Origin of the sequence: Pedobacter sp. CFBP9032 (assembly GCF_034045265.1) — a bacterium.
Taxonomy (GTDB): domain Bacteria; phylum Bacteroidota; class Bacteroidia; order Sphingobacteriales; family Sphingobacteriaceae; genus Pedobacter.
Genome location: NZ_JAXCWE010000002.1, coordinates 37,032 through 61,461 on the forward strand (window position 1 = coordinate 37,032; position 24,430 = coordinate 61,461).

A 24,430-nucleotide genomic window follows, 5' to 3' on the forward strand; every position below is an offset into this window, starting at 1 on the left:
ATGTTAATAATTGACTGTTTCAAAACTAACAATTAATTAACGGTCGGTGTTTCTGAAAGCCATCTAAATAAATATTTTTATCCCAGGCGTATCTAAATGCATGTTTTAGGCCGATTTGGTTAGCATATCGTGTCACGAATTTATAAAAGCGTTTCTCAAAAACTTCAATTAACAGTCAGGAAAAGCTATAAATGGAATGAGGGCGGCATTTCAAACGTTTGAAATAATTGTGAAATTTGCTTAACTATGCGTAGAGATTGAAAAAGATGATTCGCAACACCCCGGTAACGCTTAAATTCCTGGCTGAAAAATTAAAAATGTCGGTATCTACGGTGTCTAAAGCACTGAATGATTATCCTACCATCAATGAATACACCAAGAAACGTGTTCAGGAAATGGCGAAGGATTTACATTTTACCCCGAACAAATCGGCCATTAATTTAAAGGAAAGGAAATCTCGGATTATTGGAATCATTCTTCCAAACTTGCTGGATCACTTTTTTACCCGCAGTATTTACGGGGTAGAACAATTTGCTACTGCGAATGGCTATAATGTAATCATCAGGCAAACTCATGATGAATTAGAGAAAGAAATCCAGGCCGCGAATATGCTCTTGAAAAGTCGCGTTGACGGACTGATTATTGCAATTTCTAAAAACACACAGAATTTTGCTCACCTCGAGCAGTTCGAAAACATGGGCACTCCTGTAGTTTATTATGCCAGAAACCCAAGTTTTAACTTAAATTGTCATAAGGTTTTGGGCAATACCTTTCAGGGAAGTTATGAAGCCACGAAGTTTTTAATTGAAAGAAAACATCAAAAAATAGCCTATCTCGGCGGACCTAAGATGATTAACTTTACCCATGAGCGTTTCAATGGATATATCAATGCCCTGAAAGATTTCCAGTTGCCATTTGCCGCAGGTTTAGTGGCCTACACTGATTTCGATAAGGAAAGTACGATTACAGCTATCAAAAATCTATTTTCTGATCCTGGAAATATGCCAACAGCCCTGGTGGCTTTTAAAGAGCCAATTTTGTTTGATGCGATGAAATACCTGAGGTCTGTCAACCATCCGAATTTCAATAAGGTGGAATGTATAGGCTTTGGCAATAATGCTTTTATCACTTATCTTGATACTCCACCTATTGCCTCCATCGAGGAAAATCCAGAAGCCGTGGGCGAAAATGCAATTAAATTATTATTGCAGTTGATTGATGAGGAGGTTGAACTTTTGAACTATCAGAAAATAATGGTTGATTGTAAACTTGTTATTCATTAGGTTTTCATCACCTGATTTCGATAATTACTTAAGGTTTTTTAAACCCAATTCTGCGATCAGTTCGATGAAAGCTAGGGTATTGACACCATTACAATTATAAAGATCTTTTACCCGCTCTTTGCCGCGGGGGCATGGTAATTAGAACGCGCCAATTACCCAAAGCGCTATGTCAATCCAACTATGGGCCTTTTACACCACCGCACGCACATCAAAAAAACAACGGCACTCCGTTTTGTGTTCAATTCTTTTTAAGCTTCGAATCTGCATTTGTGAACACAAAACCACTGCGTTTAATGTTTGTTAGCGCTATTTATGCTATTGTGCAACTGTTTTTTTGATTTCCCTGGCCCTTGGGATTGACGGCGCTCTTCGGTAAGACCCATGCTTTATTAAAGTTGGTTAGCATGATGCATAAAATCCATGCCCAGAAGAACTATACAAACGGTAGATCATAGGAGTGTAACTGCGATCAATATAACTACTTAGAAAGGCCAAACAACTGTTTCTTCGTTCTGCTCTTAGAATGGCATGGTAAATTTTTCGGGATTTCACTTACCGAGCCTGCCTACTGACATTAATAAAAAAACGGTGTGTTAAAAGAAAAAAGTATGTCCGGCTAGGATGAGTTGAATGTTTTCGAATAAAAATAATGCAAACAAGGCTGCCTGGTAACTAAGCCGTTTTGCAGGCATTCCTTAAATGGATGAATAAACGCACCTTATCCCATAAACAATAATTTATCTTTCGCATGATTGCGGTTTTTTTCATGGTAAATAAATGCGCCTATAATAAGTAAACCTGCAACACCTTCAAACGCGACAACGATCTGTGTACCAAATTGATGTGCAAGATAACCCATTAATAAACTTCCCACTGGTAAAACACCTTGGTAAGCCATAATGTAATAACTCAGCGTTCTGCCTCGCATTAAATCATCGGCATGGGTTTGTAAATAGGTATTGATAGATGAAGTTTGTGCCATTAAACCTAATGCTGCTAAACCTGTACAAATCAATGCTGTGATCAAGGTTGGTGAAATCGCCAGCGCCATTACAGCAACTGCTAATAATGATCCGGAAACAATTACAATCTTTTGCATGCTCTGTCCTGCTTTTCTGCTGGCCATATAAATGGCGCCAAAGAAGGCACCGAAACCTGCAGCACTTTCAAACCAGCTAAAAGTTGTAGCGTCGCCATTAAAAATATCCTTAGCAAATACCGGAAGCAGCGTGGTAAATGGAATAACCAATAAGCTGGATGCAGCCATCATTATAATCATAGAAGATAAATCGGGCGAGGCCATCAGGTAATTGTAACCCTTTTTTAAATCAATCCAGATATTCTCTTTCGGTTTCTCCTGCACGGTAAACTTCAATTTCATCATCATCATGCAAACCAACACGCCAATGAAACTGATAAAGTTGATCAAAAAACAAATATCTTCACCCAATGTACTTAAAATTATACCCGCTAAAGCAGGTCCAATTAGCCTGGTGACATTAAACATAGATGAATTTAAGGCGATCGCATTTGGAAGATCTTCCTTATCGTCAATTAGGTTTACCATTAAAGATTGACGGGCAGTTACATCAAAGGCGTTAACTAATCCCTGCACCAGAGATAGTGCTGCAATCCAGAACATATCATAAACTTTAAACCAAATCATCGCCGCCAATGCACCAGCCTGCAGCATCAATAAAATTTGCGTAATCACCAGCACCTTGTATTTATTGTGCCTGTCTACATAGCTACCAGCAAAGGGTGCCAGGATTAAAGATGGAATTAAACTTAGAAAAGTCATCAATCCAAGTAAAAATGCTGATTCTGTTAACCGGTAAACTAACCAGCTTACCGCTACGCGTTGCATCCAGGTTCCAATCAGCGAAATTGCCTGCCCGGTAAAAAATAATCTATAATTGTAATGTTTTAATGAACGGAAAATACTCATATTTAAATTAGTAAAGTAACTTTACAAAAATAGAAAAACTACACGATAAACAGAAGTTGTTATCACTTATTTTTATCATCCCACAATCATAATACGGAACCTAAACCTTATTTGAATATTCATCCTTTTAAATAATTACCTTTATATTTGTAAAGTTCATTTACCAGTTATGGCAAAACAAACACAGGATATTGCAGCGAAACTAAGAAGCACCGTAACCCGCCTCACGAGACAGTTGCGCAAACAAAATGTGAGTTCAGAATTTAGCAATGCGGAATTATTAACAATGTCGCTATTAGAACAGCATGGAAAGCTACTGTCTACCGAGTTGGCTGAGATGGAAAGAGTTTCTAAACAAGCAATATCTCAGATCATTAATCGCCTGTTTGAAGCCAATTGCGTAGAAAGATTCCCTGACGAAGCCGACAAGCGTAAAACGTACATCAGCTTGACTAAGCTTGGCGAAAAACACATCATTGCAAGCCGGAAAATAAAAGAAGAGTGGCTGGTACAAACCATGGAGAAAATTTTTTCACAAGAAGAAATTAATTTGATTCAAGCATTTCTTCCCCTACTCACCAGACTGGTAGAATATAATGGAACAAGGGTATAGTTTTACTTTCTCATTATTTAAATAAGCCGTAACTTGCGGTTTCAAATGGCATTACACTTTACCTCTATCAATTCTGGCAGCAATGGAAATTGCTATTACATAGGCAACGAAACCGAGGCTGTGTTGGTTGATGTGGGCCTGACCTGCAAGGAAGTTGAAAAGCGGATGTCGAGATTGGGACTTTCAATTGAAAAAATAAAGGCCATCTTCATTTCACATGAGCATAGCGACCATATTAAAGGTCTTGCTGTATTTGCAAAAAAATACAAATTGCCGGTCTATATTAGTGTGGCCACACTTAAAAGCAGTAAGCTTTCGCTTGATGAACAAAATACTTTTGGATTAAGCCATACACAGAACATCAAAATCGGTAAACTTAACATTACCGCCTTTTCGAAATTTCATGATGCAGCCGATCCATATTCTTTCACGGTAGAATGCAATGACGTGCGCGTGGGCGTATTTACCGATATTGGCTCCGTGTGCGATCGACTTGTTACGCAATTTAAACGTTGCCACGCTGCATTCCTGGAAGCCAACTACTGCGCAAATATGCTGGCAAATGGCCGATATCCTTATTTCTTAAAACAACGAATCACCAGTGGACGTGGTCACTTAAGCAATGCACAAGCGCTGGACTTATTTTTGAATCACCGACCGGATTATATGACACATCTATTGTTAAGTCATTTATCAAAGGACAATAATGATCCATTACTCGTAGCGGAAATGTTCAGTAACGTTTCTGGAAATACTTTAATAAAAATTGCCTCCAGAGATCAGGAAAGTGAAGTATATTTCGTTTCCAATCCATCTAAACCAAAAAACACCTACCATTTTGACCCAAGTCTGCACCAACCTGAACAATTAAACCTTTTTTAAGCATTATCTCTTTTCGATTCTTAGCAGCGATGCAATTAATGTTTTTATCTCAAGGTATTTAATAAAAAAAAGCATTCATTCTGAAAGAAGCTTCTCGTTAAGCAACCATTTCCCTCAAAATAATCACTTATTTCATCAGCAATTCATTTTGTTCACGCCGAAATTCGGAAATATCACTGCATTTTCCCTATTCAATTCGTCCAAAATTTAATTATTGTATCTCTTCTTAAAATTTCGATTGTCTGGCACTTATGAAGTGAATCGAAAACAAAAAGAAACCAACAGTAAGCCTACCCTTTAAATACTACGGATAAACATACGTATTAATAATACAAAATATTATATTAAATAATACAATCGAAACCAAACGTTAAACTTTTTAAAAATGCTATATATGAGTATTAGTATCACTACAAATACTAAATAAACAACTTCTTTAAAATCCGATAAAACGATCATAAATATTTATAAATCCTTTTGTTCCATTTAACAAAAACCTTATTTAAGCGTATTTAATTAACTTTATGGTAATAAAAAGATAACGATAGGCTACAATAGTTTATAAATTTTTAAAATTATGTTTGTATTATAATTTAGCGATACAAGTAATTAATAATTTGTTATAAAAAAATTTATCAATAATTTAGGTCTTAATATTTTACAGTATTCATTTTATCCATTGCAGTAGTAAATGTATTTTTTACTGATTCTGATTTATATATTTGACTTATTAGTAATACACGTAAAACAGACAGCATAACTCCTGTCTGTAACCTTGCAATAAACTAGCAATTACCATTTAAAATCTTTCGATATGGAGCATATCCAATTTGACTGATGACCAGACTAAACATCTTCCCACCATGAACAAACACCTACTAATTGGGATCACACCCTTCGAAATTCCGGATGCAAGACTAGTTTTTAGTTTAGCTAAGGCCGCTTGCTTCCCCGTGCTTAGCCTGGGTCACGACCGCAAAAAAGCTGAACAGGCATTGAAAAGTTTGAGCGAACAATCAGCTAAAGATTATGGCGTTTGCTTTAACACAGCGGATTGGCAGGACATTACTCTGCCTGCAGAAGTCAGTTTAATTATCGCCCCTTTTGGTTTTCAGTTTAAGCATGAGCCTTCAGTAAAAGTAATTTATCAGGTTTTAGATCTGGAGTCTGCAAAAGCAGCCAGCGCAGCAGGTGCTGCCGGTATCATAGTTAAAGGAAATGAAGGTGCCGGAAAAGTGGCATATGAATCATCATTTGTGCTGTTTCAGCGCGTGATTAAAGAAGTTTCAGATCTTCCCATCTGGGTTCAGGGCGGTGTTGGTCTTCATACTGCCGCATCAATAATTGCTCAGGGTGCCGCAGGTGTGATTCTAGATAGCCAGTTTGCACTTTTTGCAGATTGCTCCGCTCCTGCCGAACTGAAATCAGTTTGCGAAAAGTTAAGCGGAACTGAAACTAAATTGATTGATCATCACCGGGTACTGGTTCGTCCGAATTCCCCAAAATTGGCGGAAGATGAGCAGACCTACCAAAATCTAAAAACCTATTTCGGTGGTTATGATTTAAATATAAATTACCTGCCAATGGGTCAGGATGTGAGTTTATCCATTGATTTATATGAAAAATATAAAAAGCTGGATAAACTGATTTTTGGTTTCAAAGCCGCTATCTATGGGCATTTAAAACAAGCAAAATCATTAAATGCCATCAGGGCAAATAATGCCCTTGCAACAGATCTGAATATAAAATATCCAATCGCTCAAGGTCCGATGACACGCGTAAGCGACGTAGCCCTTTTTGCCGATGCCGTTTCTGAAGCTGGAGCCTTATCTTTTGTAGCGCTTTCCCTTCTTAAAGGAAACCCAGCTAAAAACCTAATCGATCAAACCAAAGCACTAGCGGGAAACAAAACCTGGGGTGTCGGAATTCTGGGCTTTGCGCCGCAGGAACTTCGTGATGAACAACAAGAATATATTTTAGCTGCAAAGCCATCTGTTTTGTTAATTGCCGGTGGAAGACCTTCGCAGGCCAAACCTTTTGAAAAGGCTGGAATTAAAACATTCTTGCATGTACCATCGGCAGCCTTATTGGATATGTTTTTGAAAGAAGGTGCGAAACGATTTGTATTCGAAGGCCGGGAATGTGGCGGTCACGTTGGGCCACTATCCAGCATGGTACTTTGGGAAAAACAAATTGAACGTTTGCTAAAAGAAGACAAACCAGAAGAAATCAGTGTTTTCTTTGCTGGCGGCATTCATGATGCTTTTTCAACTGCATTTATTTCGATTATGACAGCTCCGCTGGCCGCAAAAGGAATGAAGATTGGGGTACTTATGGGCACCGCCTACTTATATACCCAAGAAGCCGTGAGTACAGGTGCAATACTGAATAAGTTTCAACAGGAAGCCATGCAGGCACAGGAGACCATCTTGCTCGAAACTGCCCCGGGACATGAAACCAGGTGCTTAAATTCTGCTTTTGCTAACTATTTTAATGAGGAGAAAGTTAAATTACAAGCGCAGGGAATTGATAAAAAAGTGATCTGGGAAAAACTGGAAAGCCTCAATGTTGGCCGGCTGCGAATTGCTGCCAAAGGCATTGAAAGGCAAGGCGATCAACTTATTGAAATAGATGAAACCGGGCAAACTGAACTCGGCATGTATATGATTGGCCAGATTGCACCAATGCATAAGGAGGTAATTTCTTTGCTTGATTTACATGAAGATGTGGCGACTAAAAACTTTGATTATATTGATCAGGCTGTTTTATCAGATCCGCCAAAAAGCGAAGCTAAATCTCTCGATGTTGCTATTGTTGGGATGGCCTGCATTTTCCCGGGTGCGAAAAACCTGGATGAGTACTGGAGAAATATTATTCTTGGAAAAGATTCAGTGACTGAAGTACCTGATGAAAGGTGGAATAAGGAACTTTATTATAATCCAGCGTCTACAGCCGGAGAAATGTCGCACTCGAAATGGGGTGGTTTCATTCCCCGAATAGATTTTGATCCACTGGAATTTGGGATTCCCCCACAATCGCTCGCCGCAATTGAACCTACTCAACTACTCACCCTTTTGGTTGCAAAGCAAGCCATGCAACATGCCGGGTATGCCGATCAGGGTGTAGATAAAGAAAATGTATCGGTAATTATTGGTGCCGAAGGTGGAAATGACCTGGCCAATAGTTATAGTTTCAGGTGTTTCTACAAACAAGTATTTGGAGAAATGCCGCCTGAAGTGGATGCTGCACTTCCTAAAATGACAGAGGATTCTTTCCCCGGGATTTTAGCGAATGTAATTTCGGGCCGCGTAACAAACAGGTTAAATTTAGGTGGACGAAACTTTACAGTAGATGCTGCCTGCGCCTCCTCTCTCGCTGCAATAGACCTTGCCTGCCAGGAGCTTTTCCTCGAAAAATCAGACATGGTATTGGCTGGCGGTTCTGATCTCCACAATGGGATAAATGATTATTTAATGTTCTCGAGTACGCATGCCCTATCGAAAAAAGGAAGATGTGCCACTTTTGATGCAGAAGCTGATGGAATTGCCCTTGGTGAAGGAATTGCAATGGTGGTTCTAAAAAGAAATGAAGATGCGCTGAGAGATGGAGATACCATTTACGCAGTGATCAAAGGTGTTGGTGGTTCGAGTGATGGCAAAAGCCTTGGCTTAACTGCGCCGCGCAAAAATGGCCAGATCAATGCTTTGGAACGGGCTTACAGTCAGGCGGGAATTATGCCTTCAGGCGTGGGTTTGATTGAGGCGCATGGAACAGGAACGGTTGTGGGCGATAAAACCGAAGTTAGCGCCTTAACCGATATGTTAAATGAAACCGGCGCAATAGCCGGGCAAACGCACTTAGGCTCCGTTAAAACTCAAATCGGACATACGAAATGTGCTGCTGGAATTGCGGGTTTAATTAAAACAGCACTGGCAGTATACCATGGCATTAAGCCGCCAACAATTAATTTAAAAACACCGAACAGTTTTTATAACGCTAAAACCAGTCCATTTGCCTTTCATACTGAAGCAGGTTTATGGCTGGAAGACAAACGTTATGCGGGCGTAAGCGCTTTTGGTTTCGGCGGAACAAACTTCCATGCCGTACTGGAAAGTGGGAAAAATATTGAAAACCAATACCCGATTCTAAAATCATGGCCTTCAGAGTTGTTTGTTTTTAGAGGAGATACATATGAGGAAGCAAAAACATTGCTTACTGACCTCAAAACCTTACTGGAAATAAATGATCAGCTTGCGCTTAGGGACATTGCTTTCAGTTTGGCAACGGCCTCTCATAAGGAGATCCAATTAAGTATTGTAGCCAATAATGCAGAAGACCTGATGATGAAAATTGATTTGGTTTTATCTGGCATTGATAGTAAAGACACTTATAAGACTAACATAAAAGCAGGTAAGGTTGCTTTTATGTTCCCAGGTCAGGGCAGTCAGCGGATTAATATGGCGAGAGATCTGTTCGTGGTTTTCCCGGAGATGAGAAAATTACTGAAGGACTATCCTGCTTATGAAAAAATCCTTTTCCCAAATACCGTATTTGATGCTGAATCAGCTAAAATTCAAAAGGAAAACATCAAGGATACGCGAATGGCGCAGCCACTACTGGGTATTGTAGATCTGGCGATTGCAAAACTGCTCCAGTCTTTAGGTATTCAACCCGATATGGTTGCAGGCCATAGCTACGGCGAATTACCTGCACTTTGTTTTGCTGGTGCTTTCGAAGATGAACAACTGGTTGAGTTAAGTGCGGAGAGAGCAAAATCGATCTTAAATGCCGTAACCGATGGTGATCCGGGAAGTATGCTAGCTGTAAGCGCCAAACGCGAAGACTTAAACAACTTGTTATCTGGAATAGACGATGTTTATCCCGTAAACTTCAATGCTCCAACCCAATGTGTAATTGCAGGTTCAACTTTAGGCATCAAAAATCTGTCGGCCAAACTTAAAGAAGCAAAGGTATCTTTCCGCCAGCTGGAAGTGGCATGTGCATTCCATAGCCCGGTGGTGGCGAAATCGAAAGAACTTTATCAGGAAGTTTTAGCTCAGGTTGCCTTCCACAATATCGAGTTGCCGGTTTGGTCGAATACCACAGCAAAAGAATACCCAAAAAATGCTGACGCCATAAAAGAGCGGTTAACCGAGCATTTGGTTCAGCCGGTTCTATTTGTAGATCAGCTCACCAATATGTACAATGCTGGTGCAAGGATCTTTATCGAAGTTGGGCCAGGCAAAGTACTAAGCGGACTTACAAAAGCTTGTATTGGCAAAGATGAAACCATCTTTCACACGGAAGATCAGGGGCAAAATAAATTAAGTAATCTGCTCGGAACGCTTGCCAATTATATTTCAACGGGAAGATCAATCAATCTTGAAAAATTATTTGAAGGAAGATCTACACAATTTATCCAGATCAACAACCCTACGCTTTACAAAAAAAGTCCGGCCATCTGGTATGTAAATGGCCAGCATGCCATACCATCAACTGGAAAACTTCCCGAAAACGGAGCCGCTCCAATCACCAAACCGATTATCCTTATGAAAGAAACGCAAAGCCAGCACCTTAACCAACAGGTTCCATCATCAGCAAAAGACATGATGATGCAAGAATACCTGCACAGCATGAAAGCTCTAATTCAGGCACAACGTGATGTGATGCTTTCCTTTTTCGGTCAAAATCCATCAGTACAAATGTCAGCTTATCCACAGCAGCCTCTGGCAAGTTTGCAACCACAACAGCCTGTTAAAATTGATAACCAACTGAACGGACAAATAGAAATTTCTCCGGTAATGGAGGTGAAATCTGCCGTGTTGGTACAAAAAGATACCAAACAAGTTTTATTGCAGATTGTGAGTGATAAAACAGGGTATCCGCAGGAAATGCTCGGCATGGAAATGGATTTAGAAGCCGATCTTAGCATCGATTCTATTAAGCGGGTGGAAATTATCGGCGCATTGCGTACTGAACTGGGTGGTTTTTCTGAGCTGGATCTTCCAGAGGATAAGATAATGGAACAATTGGCTGGCTTAAAAACCCTTAGTAGCTTAGTAAACTGGCTTACAGACCATACCCAACAGCAGGCACCGGAAATTCAGGTGGTGATTTCTACTAAAATTGTGGAACCTCAAAAGTTATCTGTAGACCAGTTAACGGTTGCTATTCTTGATATTGTAAGCGAAAAAACTGGCTATCCAAAAGATATGCTGGGTATGGACCTCGATCTGGAAGCTGATTTAAGTATCGATTCCATTAAGCGCATGGAGATTATTGCCTCACTCAAAGAAAAGGTAGGGTTTGGAACGCAGGGAGATCAAACCGATGATTTAATGGAAAAACTAGCCGCAATTAAAACACTCAAAAGCCTGGTGAACTGGATTGCTGATGTAGAAATTGAAAGCACTGAAATATTAATAGAAGCGAAAAAAATAATAGAAGAAAGCATTGATGATCAAACCGTTAAAGAGAAACTATCCCGCTTACGTTTCGAGCTCACTCCTGCCGCACTTACCATAACTGAAGCCGCAATTTTAAAAGGGCAGCGATTTGCACTCACCAATGATGGCGGCGGACAAGCGTTAAAAATTAAAGCCATGCTCGAAAAACATGGTGCCTTAGCGGATATTGTAAATTTTGATGATCCATTAGATAACTATCAGGGATTGATCATCCTGAATATGTTTGAAGCGCAGAAAAAGGTAGGTATTTTAGATCATTTCTCTACTATTAAGAAGCTGAACTTCGAGCAGGTTAAGTGGGTATACCTAATCGCAGATACCAAGAGGTATTTTAATGCAGAATCAGACATTTCCTTCCTTAGACATTACCAGGGTTACTCAGGTTTCTTCAAAAGCCTGGATAGAGAATACGAGCATACAAAATGTCGCTTTATCAGCTTAGAAACCAAGATGTCTGCGGATGAAATTGCCAACGTTACCCTGAACGAAATCCTTAATCCGGATAAGCCTTCTGAAATTATCTACAACGACCACAAACGACACATTATGGAACTGGTGCCGACACAGCTCAGTACAGATACCGGGGAAGATCATATTACATTAGATAAAGAGGCAGTTGTGATGGTTTTGGGTGGTGCTCAGGGAATTACAGCAGAACTGATGATTCACTTTGCAAAGGATTATCCTTGTAAATATATTCTGGTTGGGCGTTCTCCAAACCCACAGTTAACCGCGCACGAGGAAATTACGAAGATGGAAACTAAAGATGAAATCAGGCAGTATGTCATCAAGCAGGGGCAATTTAATAAGCCGGCCGAAATTGAACAGGAAACCAACCGCATCTATAAGAATAATCAGATCCTCCGCTGCATTTCCATGCTCGAAGATGGCGGTTCTACTGTGATTTACGAATCACTGGATTTGAGAGATGAAGGCGGCCTGACCAGATTAATCAATCAGGTTTACCAGGAATATGGACGAATAGATGGTGTAGTGCATGGCGCTGGCTTATTAGAAGATAAATTATTCAGCAGCAAAACTTCAGAATCTTTCGAAAGGGTTTTTGATACCAAAGTTACGCCATTGCGGGTACTTGCCGAGCAGCTCAGACCGGAAACACAGTTTGTAATTCTTTTCTCCAGTATCGCCTCCGTTTATGGGAATCGCGGACAAACGGATTACGCAGCGGCTAATAGTGTAATGGACAAATACGCATGGGCGTTGAAACAGAAAATTAAAGGGAAAGTGATGGCCATTAACTGGGGGCCATGGAAAGGTGCCGGAATGGTTTCGCCAACGCTTGAGAAAGAATATCAGCGTCGTGGAATTGCCCTTATTCCGCTGCAAGATGGAATGGAAACCTTTCTCAATGAACTAAAATATGGTAAAGAAAGTCAGGTGTTAATAATGGCTGGCAATACCTGGACCTAACAGAAACTCACTTAGCATGATGAAGAAAAGCGATGTTGCGATTATTGGAATGTCTTGTATATTTCCAGGGGCGAAAAATGTGCAAACATTTTGGGAAAATATTCTTAATGGCGTAGATTCTACCCAAAGTGTTCCTGCTGACCGGATAGATCCGGTGCATTTTGATCAATCTGTTACTGGCGTAGATCGTTTTTATTGTAACAGAGGAGGTTTTATTCCAGCATATAGCTTCGATCCGCAACGGTTTGGAATTTTGCCCCTGGCTGTGGAAGGTACTGAACCCGATCATTTAATTACGCTTGATTTGGTGCATAGTGCCCTGGAAGATGCCGGCGTTTTCGAAAGAAATTATAACCTCGATAAAACAGGAATCATCATTGGTAAAGGAAACTATACAGGTCCGGGCGCTACCAGAGCGATCGAAATTGTAAGAACCGGAGAACAGATTTCTAGTGTATTAAAAGACCTTCTACCCCAGTTATCTGATGAAGATATAGCTCAGGTAAAACACGAATTTCAGCAGCGGAAAGGTCGTTTTAGCGCCGATACAGCAATGGGACTAATTCCCAATCTAGTGGCTTCGCTGGTGGCTAACCGATTTAATTTGGGTGGTTTAGCCTTCACACTGGATGCCGCTTGTGCCAGCTCGCTCCTCGCAATTGATCATGCCGTACAAGAGCTGAATAGTGGCCGTTGCAATATGGTAATTGCCGGAGGCGTACACTTAGGGCAAAATGCAGCATTCTGGAGTATATTTTCTCAATTGGGTGCACTTTCGAAGCAGGAAAAGATTAAACCTTTCGACCAACATGCCGACGGCTTAATTATTGGCGAAGGTTGCGGATTTGTGGTATTAAAAAGATTAGAAGATGCCATTCTGGATAAAGATAAAATCTATGCCGTAGTTAAAGGAATTGGCATAAGCAGTGATGGAAGTGGCACCAGTGTGATGAGCCCATCGGTGAAAGGACAGCTAAAAGCTGTTGCCCAAGCCTGGGAAAACGCTACATTGGCCCCTCAAAATATTGGCTACCTGGAAGCGCACGGAACCGGAACGCCACTTGGAGATAAAACCGAGATTGAAACCTTAAAACAATTTTTTGGTCAAAATGAAAGTTTGCCAAAAGCAGGAATTGGCTCTGTAAAATCAAACATCGGACACGCGATGCCTGCTGCAGGAATTGCCGGATTAATCAAAACCACTTTGGCCTTATATCATGGCATAATCCCTCCTACCTTACACTGCGATGAACCATTGGCGCAGCTTAAGGAAACCCGGTTTTCTGCCGTTCAAAAGACAACGAATTGGGAACAGTCTGGCCTGCCAAAACTGGCTGCGGTAAATGCGTTTGGCTTTGGTGGTATTAATGCGCATGTGGTTCTCGAAGCCTTTAATCAATCCAAAAAAGATGAAGTTGTTGTACTTGCCCGCCATACGCATCAGGAATTAATTCTAGCGCTCGAAAATGAGGATTTTAGTGCTGGAGCAGGAAACTTTCGGATTGCGATATTTAATCCTACAACCGACAGAATTAAAAAAGCGGTGAAAATTGTCGCTAAGAATATTCCCTGGAAAAACAAACAAGACATTTGGTACAGCAATAATCCATTGCTTTTAGGAACTGGAAAAATAGCATTTGTTTTTCCTGGTTTAGATGGTTTATCTGGCGGAGAAATAAATAGTGTAGCTGATTATTTCAATATTAAGATCGATCAGCAGGAAACTAAAGATGGCTTGCTGAGTGACGCACTTCAAACATTAAATAAAAGCAGCGTTTTAGATCAGGCATTGAAAACCCTGGGGATTAAATCAGATATGAATGCTGGCCATAGTTTAGGTGAATGGCTTGCGGCAAGATCTTCTGAACTTGCCGAAGAAAGTTCTGTGATGAATTTATTGAAAATATTAACTCCAGAAACTTTTGAACTCAAAGATTCTCGTTTCATTGCCATTGGCTGTGGTTTAGAAGTACTTGATACCATTTTAGACAGTATTCCCGAATTATACCTTTCAAATGATAACTGCCCACAACAGGTCATTCTTTGTGGCAGCAAAAATGCATTGGAAAAACTGGTTCCGGTTTTAAAAGAAAAGCAGATCTTTCATCAAATTTTACCTTTTCAATCCGGATTCCATTCTCCTTTTGTAGCAGATAAATTAGAGTTGATTTTATCTGGCATGCAGGATATGCAATTCAGAAAAACAAGCACGCCACTTTGGTCGGCCACTACATTAAATACCTATCCGGAAGGTTTTGAAGCCATCCGCCGGTTAAGTGCGGAACATCTGATTAAACCGGTTCGCTTCCGCGAGCTGACTGAAAAACTGTATCAGGAAGGTGCCAGGGTATTTATTCAGGTAGGCTCTGGCGGTTTAACAGGCTTTATAGATGATACCCTGAAGGGTAAAGAAATCAGCACAATTAGTGCCAATGTTCCCATCCGCTCCGGTATCACCCAATTGCAAAGGGTGATTGCAGCTTTGTTTGTAGAAGGAAAGGAAGTTGGACTGGATTTTCTAAGCCAGGTAAAACCCAGTTCCGTAAAAGCAAATAAAGGAATTAAACTCGCGCTTGGTTCTCCGATTATCCACAATCTTCAAACACTGAAAGGCTTAAGCTTTAAGAATCAACCGAAAACAAAACCCGTGTTCGCAGATGTCCATCATCCTGTTTTAAATGCATTTAATGAAAATGTGCTGGAGATGATCAACATGCAGGAGGAAATGCTGGAACATTTCGGAAAGATCAATTTCGATCCGCAACATAATACGAATTTCCTACCACAGCAAGACTTAAGACCAGTACGGAAGCCCTTCACTGAAACACTTGACGTGAGTTTAGAAAATTGCCCTTATCTGATTGATCATTCGCTGCTGCGGCAGCCAAAAGGCTGGCCAACCGTAGAAGATATGGATCCTGTTATCCCAATGACCATGATCTTTGAAGTTTTTGCTGAAATTGCCAATGCGCAATCCCCTTTAGAGCGGGTTCAAAAAATCATGAATATGCGTGTTTTCCAGTGGATGAACGTAGTAAAACCGTTTCAGGAAACCGTTATCGGAGAATGGAAAGACGAGCAAACAGTTTATCTCAACCTGGATCGCTTTGCAAATGCCGAAGTAAAGCTAAGTCAAAATCTTAATGAGGCACCCAACCGTGATTTCCATATTGGCGAAAAGTTAAATATTGACCGGACAAGGGAAGAAATTTACGATGCACACATGTTTCATGGTCCGGGCTACCAAGGGATCAAAAAACTGGTGGCAGTAGGTAAAAAGGGGATCACCGGATTAATTGAATCTGCTGGAGGCAAAGGTTCTTTATTGGATAACGCCGGCCAATTATTTGGTTTATGGCTACAGCTTACACTCGAAAAAGACCGGATTGCTTTTCCTGTAAAAATTCAGGAAATCGAATTTTTCGGAGACATGGCTAATCAGCATGGAACCTTCGAATGTACCTGCGTACTAACAGATATAAATGATGAATTCGCTACCGCTGATATCGTCATGAAAAGGGATGGTAAAACCTGGTTAATCATTACTGGCTGGCAAAACCGACGTTTGGAGATCGATGAACCACTTTGGAATGTTTCCATGTCGCCATTGCATAACCGTTTATCCGCGGAGATTGCACCAGGTGTTTTCCTTTTTGGCAATGCATACGCTCGGGTGGTTTCGTGGGATTTTATTCTGAAAAGATATTTCAACCAGACCGAAAAGAAATACCATAACGAACTGCTTCCCAACAAGAGGAAAACCTGGATGATTAGCCGGGTAGCTGCAAAAGATGCAGTTAGAAACCTACTAAATATCCAAAAACAGGAAGCCTGCTATCCTATTACTTTCGAGATTTATTCAGATGAACTTCGCAAACCGTTTGTAAAGGGCGGTTTAACAGAAGGAATCCACATCTCGATTGCTCATAAAGGAACCGATGCAGTTGGGATTGCCAGATTCGACAGACCAGTGGGAATAGACATAGAAACCATAGAAGAAAGAAGTCCTGCGTTTTTTGACCTGGTTTTTAACGACCATGAACTTAAACTGCTGGCAGCACAAGATAAAATTGAATGGGCAACCCGTTTTTGGGTTGCCAAAGAGGCTTACGGCAAGTTTTTAGGCAAGGGTTTACAGGGAAACCCGAAGGCTTATACTATTGAAGGCATAAATGGTGAAGAATTGACCATTAACAACATTACAATCAAAACAATTAAACATAAAAACTATATCATCGGATGGACACTTTAACGACTACAAAATTAAGCAGCGAAGAGATTTTTGATCTCATGAAGAAATTTATTACGGAGGTAATTGGTGAAGAGTTTGTGGAGGAAATGGACATTACACCAGAAAGTTCGTTTACCAAAGATCTGGAAATGGATAGTATCGAAATCGTCTCCTTTTCAGAAAAGATTAAAGCCCATTTCGGTGATCAGATTGATTTTACCGGCTGGTTATCTTCAATGGATCTGGATCAACTGATTAATCTAAACCTGGGAATGATCATTTCTTACATCGAAGAATGCCAATCTTAGATATAAATAACAAATCGGTACATGTTCAGGAGCTGAATGAAACAGCTTCAGAAACAGTGGTGTTGGTACATGGCATGTTCAGCAATTTATCCGTGTATTATTTCAACATCGCTCCTATTTTGGCTACCCGTTTTCATGTGGTGTTGTATGATCTGAAAAGTCATGGCATGAGCGAAAAAACATTGACTGGCTATGATCTGGACAGCATGACTGATGATTTGTTTGCTTTGATAAATGCTTTGAAATTAACTCAAGTTTATCTCGGTGGATACAGCTTTGGGGGATTAATCGCGTTGAAAATGGCCATTCGTTTCCCAAGTTTAATCAAAAAACTAGCCATCATTGAAGCTCCTGATCCTAGTGATGAAAAAGCAAGAGGTATTATTGATGAATATAGCCGGGAGTTTCTGGAAAATTATGTCGAGAACTTTACGGATACCACCAAGGTTAAAATGGGCAAGCGACAAATGGAAAAGAACCACCGGATGTATGAATATCTTTTCCATCAAACCTCTATTAAAGATGATATGGTTTTGGAGAAAGATTTTTTTGAGGATGGTGCTATTAATCAACTTGATCAGGATGTACTGTTGCTTTACGGTTTGACATCCAATTGCCTTGATGCCGGGAAAAATTTAAATCAAAAAATTAAAAATTCATCAATGCAAATTATTGATGGCGACCATAATATTCCAATACAGGAACCACAAATTATTGGAGAAGCGCTATTGGATTTCCTTGAACGAAAATAAAAAAACATTAAGGCGTATGGCAAAATTTGTATTCATTGTACCTCCATTAACGGGCCACATTAACCCCACACTAAGTTTGGGTACTGTTTTATTGGAACGCGGTCATCGCGTCGGCTGGATAACCTTAGATAAATCACTGGCCGATAAATTACCGCTTGGTGGCGAACTTTTATTAATTGCTTACGATGAAAATGATCAGCAAAAAAAAGAGGCAGAAAAGTACCTGGACATCATCACCAAAAAAATAGTTTATGGAATTGATAGTGTTAAATTTTTGTACGAAGAAGTTTTAATTCCGCTTAACCGACACAGTTACGAAGGAATTGCTACGCTTTTGGATCAGTTTAGACCAGATTTGGTTATTACCGACCATCAAATGTTTGCTGGTGCAATGGCTGCATTTAATAAAAATTTACCCTACGCTACCTCCGTTACCGCTCCGGCAGCAATAAAAGTAATGGATGAATTGCCTAAAGTTCATGAGTGGGAAGTGCTCCAAATCACTACTTTGCAACAGGAATTTGGCATCCATGAATCAAATAACCTCGCCACTTCAGAACTGCTGACCCTCATTTTTACATCCAGAGAATTTTTTGGAGAAATGGAATTACCAGAACACTTTAAATTCGTTGGTCCTGTATTTAACCGCCGGAAAGTTGAAATCCCTTTTAACTGGGAAGCATTCCTGTCGATCAGGCAGCCAAAGATTCTGGTTAGCATCGGCACTACTTTCGATCATGAGCATAAGAAAAGTTTTTTTAGTAAAGTAATTGAAGCTTTTGCGCTAGAAGACATCCATGTTGTTGTAGTTTCCGATCCAGAGCTATTTGAAGAGTGGCCAGCTAACTTCACCGTTCAAAAGCAAATTCCTCAGGTAGAATTGTTACCTTATTTAGATGCTGTGGTATGCCATGCCGGCCACAATACGGTTTGCGAAAGTTTAATGAACGGCCTTCCGCTCGTTGTAATTCCAATTGCTTACGATCAAAGTCATGTAGCAGGCCGGGTATTTAGAGTAGGTGCCGGAGAACGCTTAAACTTCAATCGTTTTAAAGCTAAACACTTGCTGGAAGCGACAAATACCATTCTTAAAAACCCATCCTACCAGGAAGCAGCCACGAAAATTAAACAATCTTTTATTGATGCTGGTGGCAATGAAACTGCTGCCGATTTACTGGAAAACGCCAGTCGCGAAATTATTAAAACATTCATCAGTTAAACCAATCTATATGTCGAAATTTCTATTCGTTGTTCCTCCTTTTTTTGGTCACATTAGCCCTACGTTAAGCATTGGCGCAAGTTTACTTGCCCGCGGGCATGAGGTAAAATGGTTTGGAATCACTTCTTTGGCTCAGGTTCATCTTCCTGACGGAGGGGAATTTATCTACCCTAAAAATGATTTAACGCCTTATGCTGAAGAAATTGACCGGATATTAAAACGTCAGGATGACGGGCCAGCTTGTTCCGGACCTGAAGTAATGAAACTCGCGCTCGAAGAAACCTATGTTCCTTTCGCCAGGATGATGATGCCAGGACTGAATAAATATGTTGACCAATGGAAGCCAGATGTGATCATAAATGACTGCATAACCTTCGCGGGTGCACTCTGTGCGCATTTAAAAGGGATTCCTTCCGTTACCACCACACCTGTACCACCAGATGTAATGGGAGATACTGCGACGAGTGCGCCGAAAATTTTTGAATGGCAACAAAATCTCATTTTGGGTTTGCAAAAAGAAGTTGGTATTTACAGCGAAGAAATCCATATCCATTCCCATCAGTTGAATATGGTTTTCACCTCTCAAACTTTTGCCGGCTTTGATGAAAAGCCACCGCATATGCAATTTGTAGGCCCGGTTAAAGGCAGGCCAAACCTCGCGCCTTTTGACTGGGAAAAATTATCAAAAGCCACTACACCAAAGGTTTTCGTCTCTTTAGGTACTTTATTAGTTGATATCCGTGCGGCATTTTTTCAAAAATTAATCGATGCCTTTGCCAATGAACCAGTTACCATTATTGCTGCAACAAACCCGGATATCTTCGAAAAGTGGCCAGATAATTTCATTGTAAATGGTTTCGTTCCACAATCTGAGTTAATGCCCCATATGGATGCCGTAATTTGTCATGGCGGCTTTAACACCGTAAATGACACTTTTACAAATGGCCTGCCGATGTTGATTACACCAATTGCTTACGATCATTTTCATACTGCAAAATTGATTGAACAAGCAGGATGTGGAATCAGTATCAGATATAAAAGACTTCGGATTTCGGATTTAAGGAATACGGTTTTTGAATTGCTGGAAAATCCAAAATATCGACTGGCTGCACAAAAAATCAGGGAAACTTTCATTGCGGCCGGAGGAAATGACAAAGCCGTTGAGTTATTGGAAGACTTCGCCAAGAATAATAGTGTTTTAGAACCAGCCTGATCAACAGATGAAAAGAAAATTACTCTTTGGCGAAAGGATGCTCTATGGTGATGGAAAAAGTCCGTTTAATATGGTGATTCCATTCAAAATAAAAGGTCAAATTGCTGAAGACAGACTCAACCTGGCACTCTTAAACATTCAAAAGAAACATGCGTGGCTAACTGCATCTATAGAATTTAATGAAATTAAAAAACCTTGGTTTATAACCAATTCACCCGAATCATTTAAAGTTTCTGTTCGTATTATTGATCGTGTAAATGAAGCGGATTGGAGGCGGGAATCAGAACGGGAATGGAATATCCCCTTTGATGCTTCCAAGGCTCCGCTTTTTAGAGTTGCCTGGATTAAGGGCAAAGAATTTTCAGAGTTTTTACTGGTTTTTCACCATTGCCTTTGTGATGGCACAGCAGGCCTTTCTATCTTAAGAGAACTTCTTTCATTACTCGACAACCCTGAAGCTGAAATCGGCAAGGAAATCGCCATTCAAAGCATTAAAGATATTGTTCCTGAGCAGGTATTAAATAGTTATCGTAAACGAACGAAAAATAGCTTGATTGGCAAAATCGCCACATTAGCCTTATGGATTATTCCGATTAAAAAAATAGCCATAGATAGAAAACGTGACTTTTTAATTCATTGGAAACTGGATGAGCAGCTAACCCGTAACATTTTGTTTTTTTGCAAATCGCAGGGATTTACGGTGAATACCTTTGTAAGTGCGATTGTATTGAAGGCATTTAAAGAGGTGCTGGCAGATCAATCGTTTAATAAAATATCTCTTCCCGTTGATATCAGAAACCTGAATCCATTAATAAAAAAAGATCATGTTTTTGCTTTTGGGTTGATGATTGTGCTCTCTGCCGGAAAGCACCATGATTTTATTGAAGGAGTTAAAGATCTTCAGAAAGATGTTGATCGTAAACTGGCGAAACTTGATCCCTATGCTTTAATGATGATGATGGAAGCCTGCCACCCTTCCTTAAATAATTTTAGTAACCTTTTGAAATATGGCAAAACCAGTAACGACTGCATGTTTTCAAATTTAGGAAAGTTAGATTTTCCGGATAATTATAAAAACTTCGAACTGGAGACCATTTATAGTCCCTCGGTAATTGGCCCACTAGGAAATACCACTACCATCCTGACCTCTACGTTTAAAAATCAGATGGATTTTTCTTTTGTGGCCAGCGAAGGTTATGTTGCTTTTAATGATGCGCTGTTAATTAAAGAAAAAGTGATTTCGCTTCTTAAAAAGCATATTGAAATATAAAATAGCGATAGAATATGAAGAGAAAATTGATTTTAGGGGAAAGAATTATGTACGTTGACCCCGCAACTCCGCTAAACTGTGTTTTCACTGCAAAAATACTTGGTGAGTTTGAGGCTCAAGACTTAAGGCTTGCACTTGATCAGATTCAAAAGAAACATCCATTGTTGAGGATGAATATTGAAATGATTAATAAGACACCATATTTCGTACTCAATGAGGCTATTGATCAAATTCCAATACGGGAAGTTGATTTCCAGTCTGATCAGGATTGGTTAAGGGAATCGAAAACAGAATGGTATAAACTATTTAATCAAAGCAATAAACCCCTCGCGCGATTGGTATGGATAAAAGGCCATTTGGAATCTAATTTAATGTTGGTTTTACCCCACTGCATCTGCGATGGTACCTCAATAGTAAACCTCATGCAAGAAATGTTAACATTGATTGATAATCCAAACCACGAACTCTCTCCATATCGTTCATTTTCTTTGGTTAGCGAATTATTACCAGATAACTATTTACCCAGCCATTATATAAAACGTAAAACCTTTGCCGCTTTAGGTAGATTATTTTTTCTTTTTAAACCAACATCTGGAAAAAGATGGAGCCAAAGTAATTATGCCATTAACTGGAAATTAAGCAAAACCGAAACACATTCCTTTCTTACTAAATGCAAGGCTGAAAAAACAAGTGTTCATGCTGCTATTTGCGCCATCTTCATTGCTGTATTTAAAGTATTAAAAAATGATCAGGCCCATGGAAAAGTGATTTGCCCGGTAGACATCAGGCGATTTATCCCTGGCATTAAAGCAGATACTATGTTTGCCTTCGCGCCAATTGCCGAACTTAAAGTTTCAGAAAAAGAAGTTAATATCTGGCAAAATGCAAGAGCGATAAAAACTGATCTTGATCGAAAGATTAGTGAAATGAACGTACCACGGCTTTTACAAATGAGTGAAACGTTCCACCCACTGGCAGACAAAATGATCGGCTTTCTCAGATCTACAAATGGTTCTCACGACATTACTTTAAGCAATATGGGTTTGCTGAATGTTAAACAGCATTACAAAACCTTTAGTGTAGAAACCATTTACAGTCCTACAGTTGCCTTCCCCTGGAAAAATGCAAATACACTGGTTGTAAGTACATTTAATAATCAGTTAGATTTTTCCTTAATGTCTGATGAAAGTTTTTTACGGGAATTTGATGCCATGTTAATTAAAGCTAAGGTTATGGATTTGATGACTGCACACATAAACGCGCTTGCCAGTGCCTGATATTACTGAAAATAATAGAAACAAATGGCGGAAGTTTGTTAGAAGAAACCTGCTGTTATACTTAATTCCGAATGTAACGCTGAATACATTGATTCCTTATTTTGCACTTCAAACACAAACATCTGTGCATCTATTTACAGGGGATCAAAATTTAGCGCGATTTTTATTACCCATGTCCTTGCTTCTTCCCTTTTTGATCACAATTGATGTTTGTAAGAAAATTAAAGCACTGCAGAATAATGAAAATTTGCATTTTGAATGTAGTGATATAATAGAAGGAAAAGCAAAGATGTTTAGATTGGCTGGGCTACATAGCCTATATACTGTTGCTGTAATGGTGTTAGTGTTAGTGCTCCTTTACGTGAGCTTCCCTGTCAATTTTAATTTCGGAATCATTTTTTCGGCAGCGTTGGCTGGTAGCCTGGCGGGATTTTACTCTATTGCTTTTTTCTTTTTGTCGCTTAAAAAAATCCGTGAAATACCCGTGAAGGCAGATTGAGTAAGATTTTTTAAAAAAAATAAATTAAACTTTAAAAAAATTAAACCTTTATTAACGCTTAAGGTTCTACTTATACTTCATAAATAGTTTGTTTGGTTTATATGGGGCTCAAGGATTTGAGCCCCTTCCTTTTTTATTAACCCAGGCTTTTATTCTTATCTCAAATTATGAGTTCTGAACATTTAAAATCATAAAATTTAAACTACATTTGGTTTGAATCTCCCCCTATTCGTTTTTTCAACTTCTAATTTAAATTATATGGAAACGAGTAAATTCTCAAAATTTAGTGCTGAATTTTTAGGCACTATGGTATTGGTGTTAATGGGTTGCGGTAGCGCTGTAATTGCGGGGGCAGATGGCACAACAGGTGTAGGTTTATTGGGTATCTCTTTTGCTTTCGGCCTCTCGGTGGTTGCAATGGCTTATGCAATTGGCCACATATCGGGTTGTCACATTAATCCGGCCATTTCTATAGGGATGGTGGTTGCCGGACGAATGAAAGCAGGCGAAGCAGCATATTATATTGCGGCGCAGATTCTTGGAGGCATAGCCGGAGCAGCACTCCTTTATCTTATTGTAAGTAATCAGGCCAGCTTCGAAATGAAAGAATGGGCATTAGGCGCTAATGGATGGGGCAAAGGCTATCTGGCAGAATACAATATTATCGCAGCTTTTGTAGCAGAAGCTGTTTTTACCTTTATCTTCCTTCTGGTTATTTTTGGCGCAACCTCTACAAAAAATATTAATGGTGGTTTCGCAGGCTTGGCAATCGGCCTTTCGCTGGTATTGATTCACATCGTTGGCATCAAAATCACGGGTGTTTCCGTAAATCCTGCACGCAGTATTGGGCCTGCAATATTAGCAGGTGGCCAGGCCCTGAACCAAATTTGGTTATTTATTGCAGCTCCCATTGTAGGTGCAGTTTTAAGTGCAGCCGTTTGGAAAACTGTTTTAGAAAAAAGTTAAAATTGAAAATAGATCATCGCGTTTAGAAATCGTAAAAGAGGAAGTTCTATTGTCGATTTCTTAAACTCAAA

14 protein-coding genes are annotated in these 24,430 nt (G+C 39.8%); 13 read left to right on the plus strand and 1 reads right to left on the minus strand.

Features of this window, described 5'->3' with window-relative positions; all coding sequences use genetic code 11:
- The first annotated feature begins 266 nt into the window (after positions 1-266).
- On the plus strand, positions 267-1,283 hold the full coding sequence (locus tag SOM16_RS04030; protein WP_320462711.1) for a LacI family DNA-binding transcriptional regulator: 1,017 nt from the start codon (positions 267-269) through the stop codon (positions 1,281-1,283).
- Positions 1,284-2,001: 718 nt separating this feature from the next.
- On the opposite strand, the gene SOM16_RS04035 is transcribed toward SOM16_RS04030, so the two are convergent.
- A complete protein-coding gene (locus tag SOM16_RS04035; protein ID WP_320462712.1) occupies positions 2,002-3,231 on the minus strand; it encodes an MFS transporter in 1,230 nt (409 codons plus the stop codon).
- A gap of 169 nt (positions 3,232-3,400) precedes the next feature.
- Here SOM16_RS04035 and SOM16_RS04040 point away from each other — a divergent pair, with 169 nt between their 5' ends.
- The 12 genes from SOM16_RS04040 to aqpZ all read left to right on the plus strand — a co-directional run bounded on the left by SOM16_RS04040 (position 3,401) and on the right by aqpZ (position 24,359).
- Positions 3,401-3,844 carry a MarR family winged helix-turn-helix transcriptional regulator gene (locus tag SOM16_RS04040; protein ID WP_320462713.1) on the plus strand — a complete coding sequence of 148 codons (444 nt, stop codon included), beginning with the start codon at positions 3,401-3,403 and terminating at the stop codon, positions 3,842-3,844.
- 45 nt (positions 3,845-3,889) lie between these two features.
- Positions 3,890-4,726, plus strand: a complete 837-nt coding sequence (locus tag SOM16_RS04045; RefSeq protein WP_320462714.1) for an MBL fold metallo-hydrolase — start codon at positions 3,890-3,892, stop codon at positions 4,724-4,726.
- An 863-nt stretch (positions 4,727-5,589) separates the two neighbouring features.
- A complete protein-coding gene (locus SOM16_RS04050; protein ID WP_320462715.1) occupies positions 5,590-12,624 on the plus strand; it encodes an SDR family NAD(P)-dependent oxidoreductase in 7,035 nt (2,344 codons plus the stop codon).
- A 16-nt stretch (positions 12,625-12,640) separates the two neighbouring features.
- Entirely contained in the window at positions 12,641-16,876 is a 4,236-nt protein-coding gene (locus SOM16_RS04055) for a beta-ketoacyl synthase N-terminal-like domain-containing protein (RefSeq protein WP_320462716.1), read from the plus strand.
- Positions 16,864-17,163 (plus strand): phosphopantetheine-binding protein, encoded by a 300-nt coding sequence (locus tag SOM16_RS04060; RefSeq protein ID WP_320462717.1) that lies wholly within the window; start codon positions 16,864-16,866, stop codon positions 17,161-17,163. The genes SOM16_RS04055 and SOM16_RS04060 overlap by 13 nt, the downstream gene beginning before the upstream one ends.
- Entirely contained in the window at positions 17,151-17,915 is a 765-nt protein-coding gene (locus SOM16_RS04065) for an alpha/beta hydrolase (protein ID WP_320462718.1), read from the plus strand. Before SOM16_RS04060 ends, SOM16_RS04065 begins: the two co-directional genes overlap by 13 nt.
- Before the next feature lie 16 nt (positions 17,916-17,931).
- Positions 17,932-19,134: a glycosyltransferase gene (locus SOM16_RS04070; protein WP_320462719.1), complete on the plus strand. Its 1,203-nt coding sequence runs from the start codon at positions 17,932-17,934 to the stop codon at positions 19,132-19,134.
- A gap of 10 nt (positions 19,135-19,144) precedes the next feature.
- The gene (locus SOM16_RS04075) at positions 19,145-20,347 is read left to right on the plus strand and encodes a glycosyltransferase (RefSeq protein WP_320462720.1); all 1,203 of its coding nucleotides are present in this window, start codon (positions 19,145-19,147) and stop codon (positions 20,345-20,347) included.
- 7 nt (positions 20,348-20,354) lie between these two features.
- Positions 20,355-21,617: a condensation domain-containing protein gene (locus SOM16_RS04080; protein ID WP_320462721.1), complete on the plus strand. Its 1,263-nt coding sequence runs from the start codon at positions 20,355-20,357 to the stop codon at positions 21,615-21,617.
- Between the two features lie 14 nt (positions 21,618-21,631).
- Positions 21,632-22,894 (plus strand): condensation domain-containing protein, encoded by a 1,263-nt coding sequence (locus tag SOM16_RS04085; RefSeq protein ID WP_320462722.1) that lies wholly within the window; start codon positions 21,632-21,634, stop codon positions 22,892-22,894.
- Entirely contained in the window at positions 22,887-23,393 is a 507-nt protein-coding gene (locus SOM16_RS04090) for a hypothetical protein (protein ID WP_320462723.1), read from the plus strand. The genes SOM16_RS04085 and SOM16_RS04090 overlap by 8 nt, the downstream gene beginning before the upstream one ends.
- A gap of 258 nt (positions 23,394-23,651) precedes the next feature.
- Positions 23,652-24,359 (plus strand): aquaporin Z, encoded by a 708-nt coding sequence (aqpZ, locus tag SOM16_RS04095; protein ID WP_320462724.1) that lies wholly within the window; start codon positions 23,652-23,654, stop codon positions 24,357-24,359.
- Positions 24,360-24,430 lie beyond the last annotated feature (71 nt).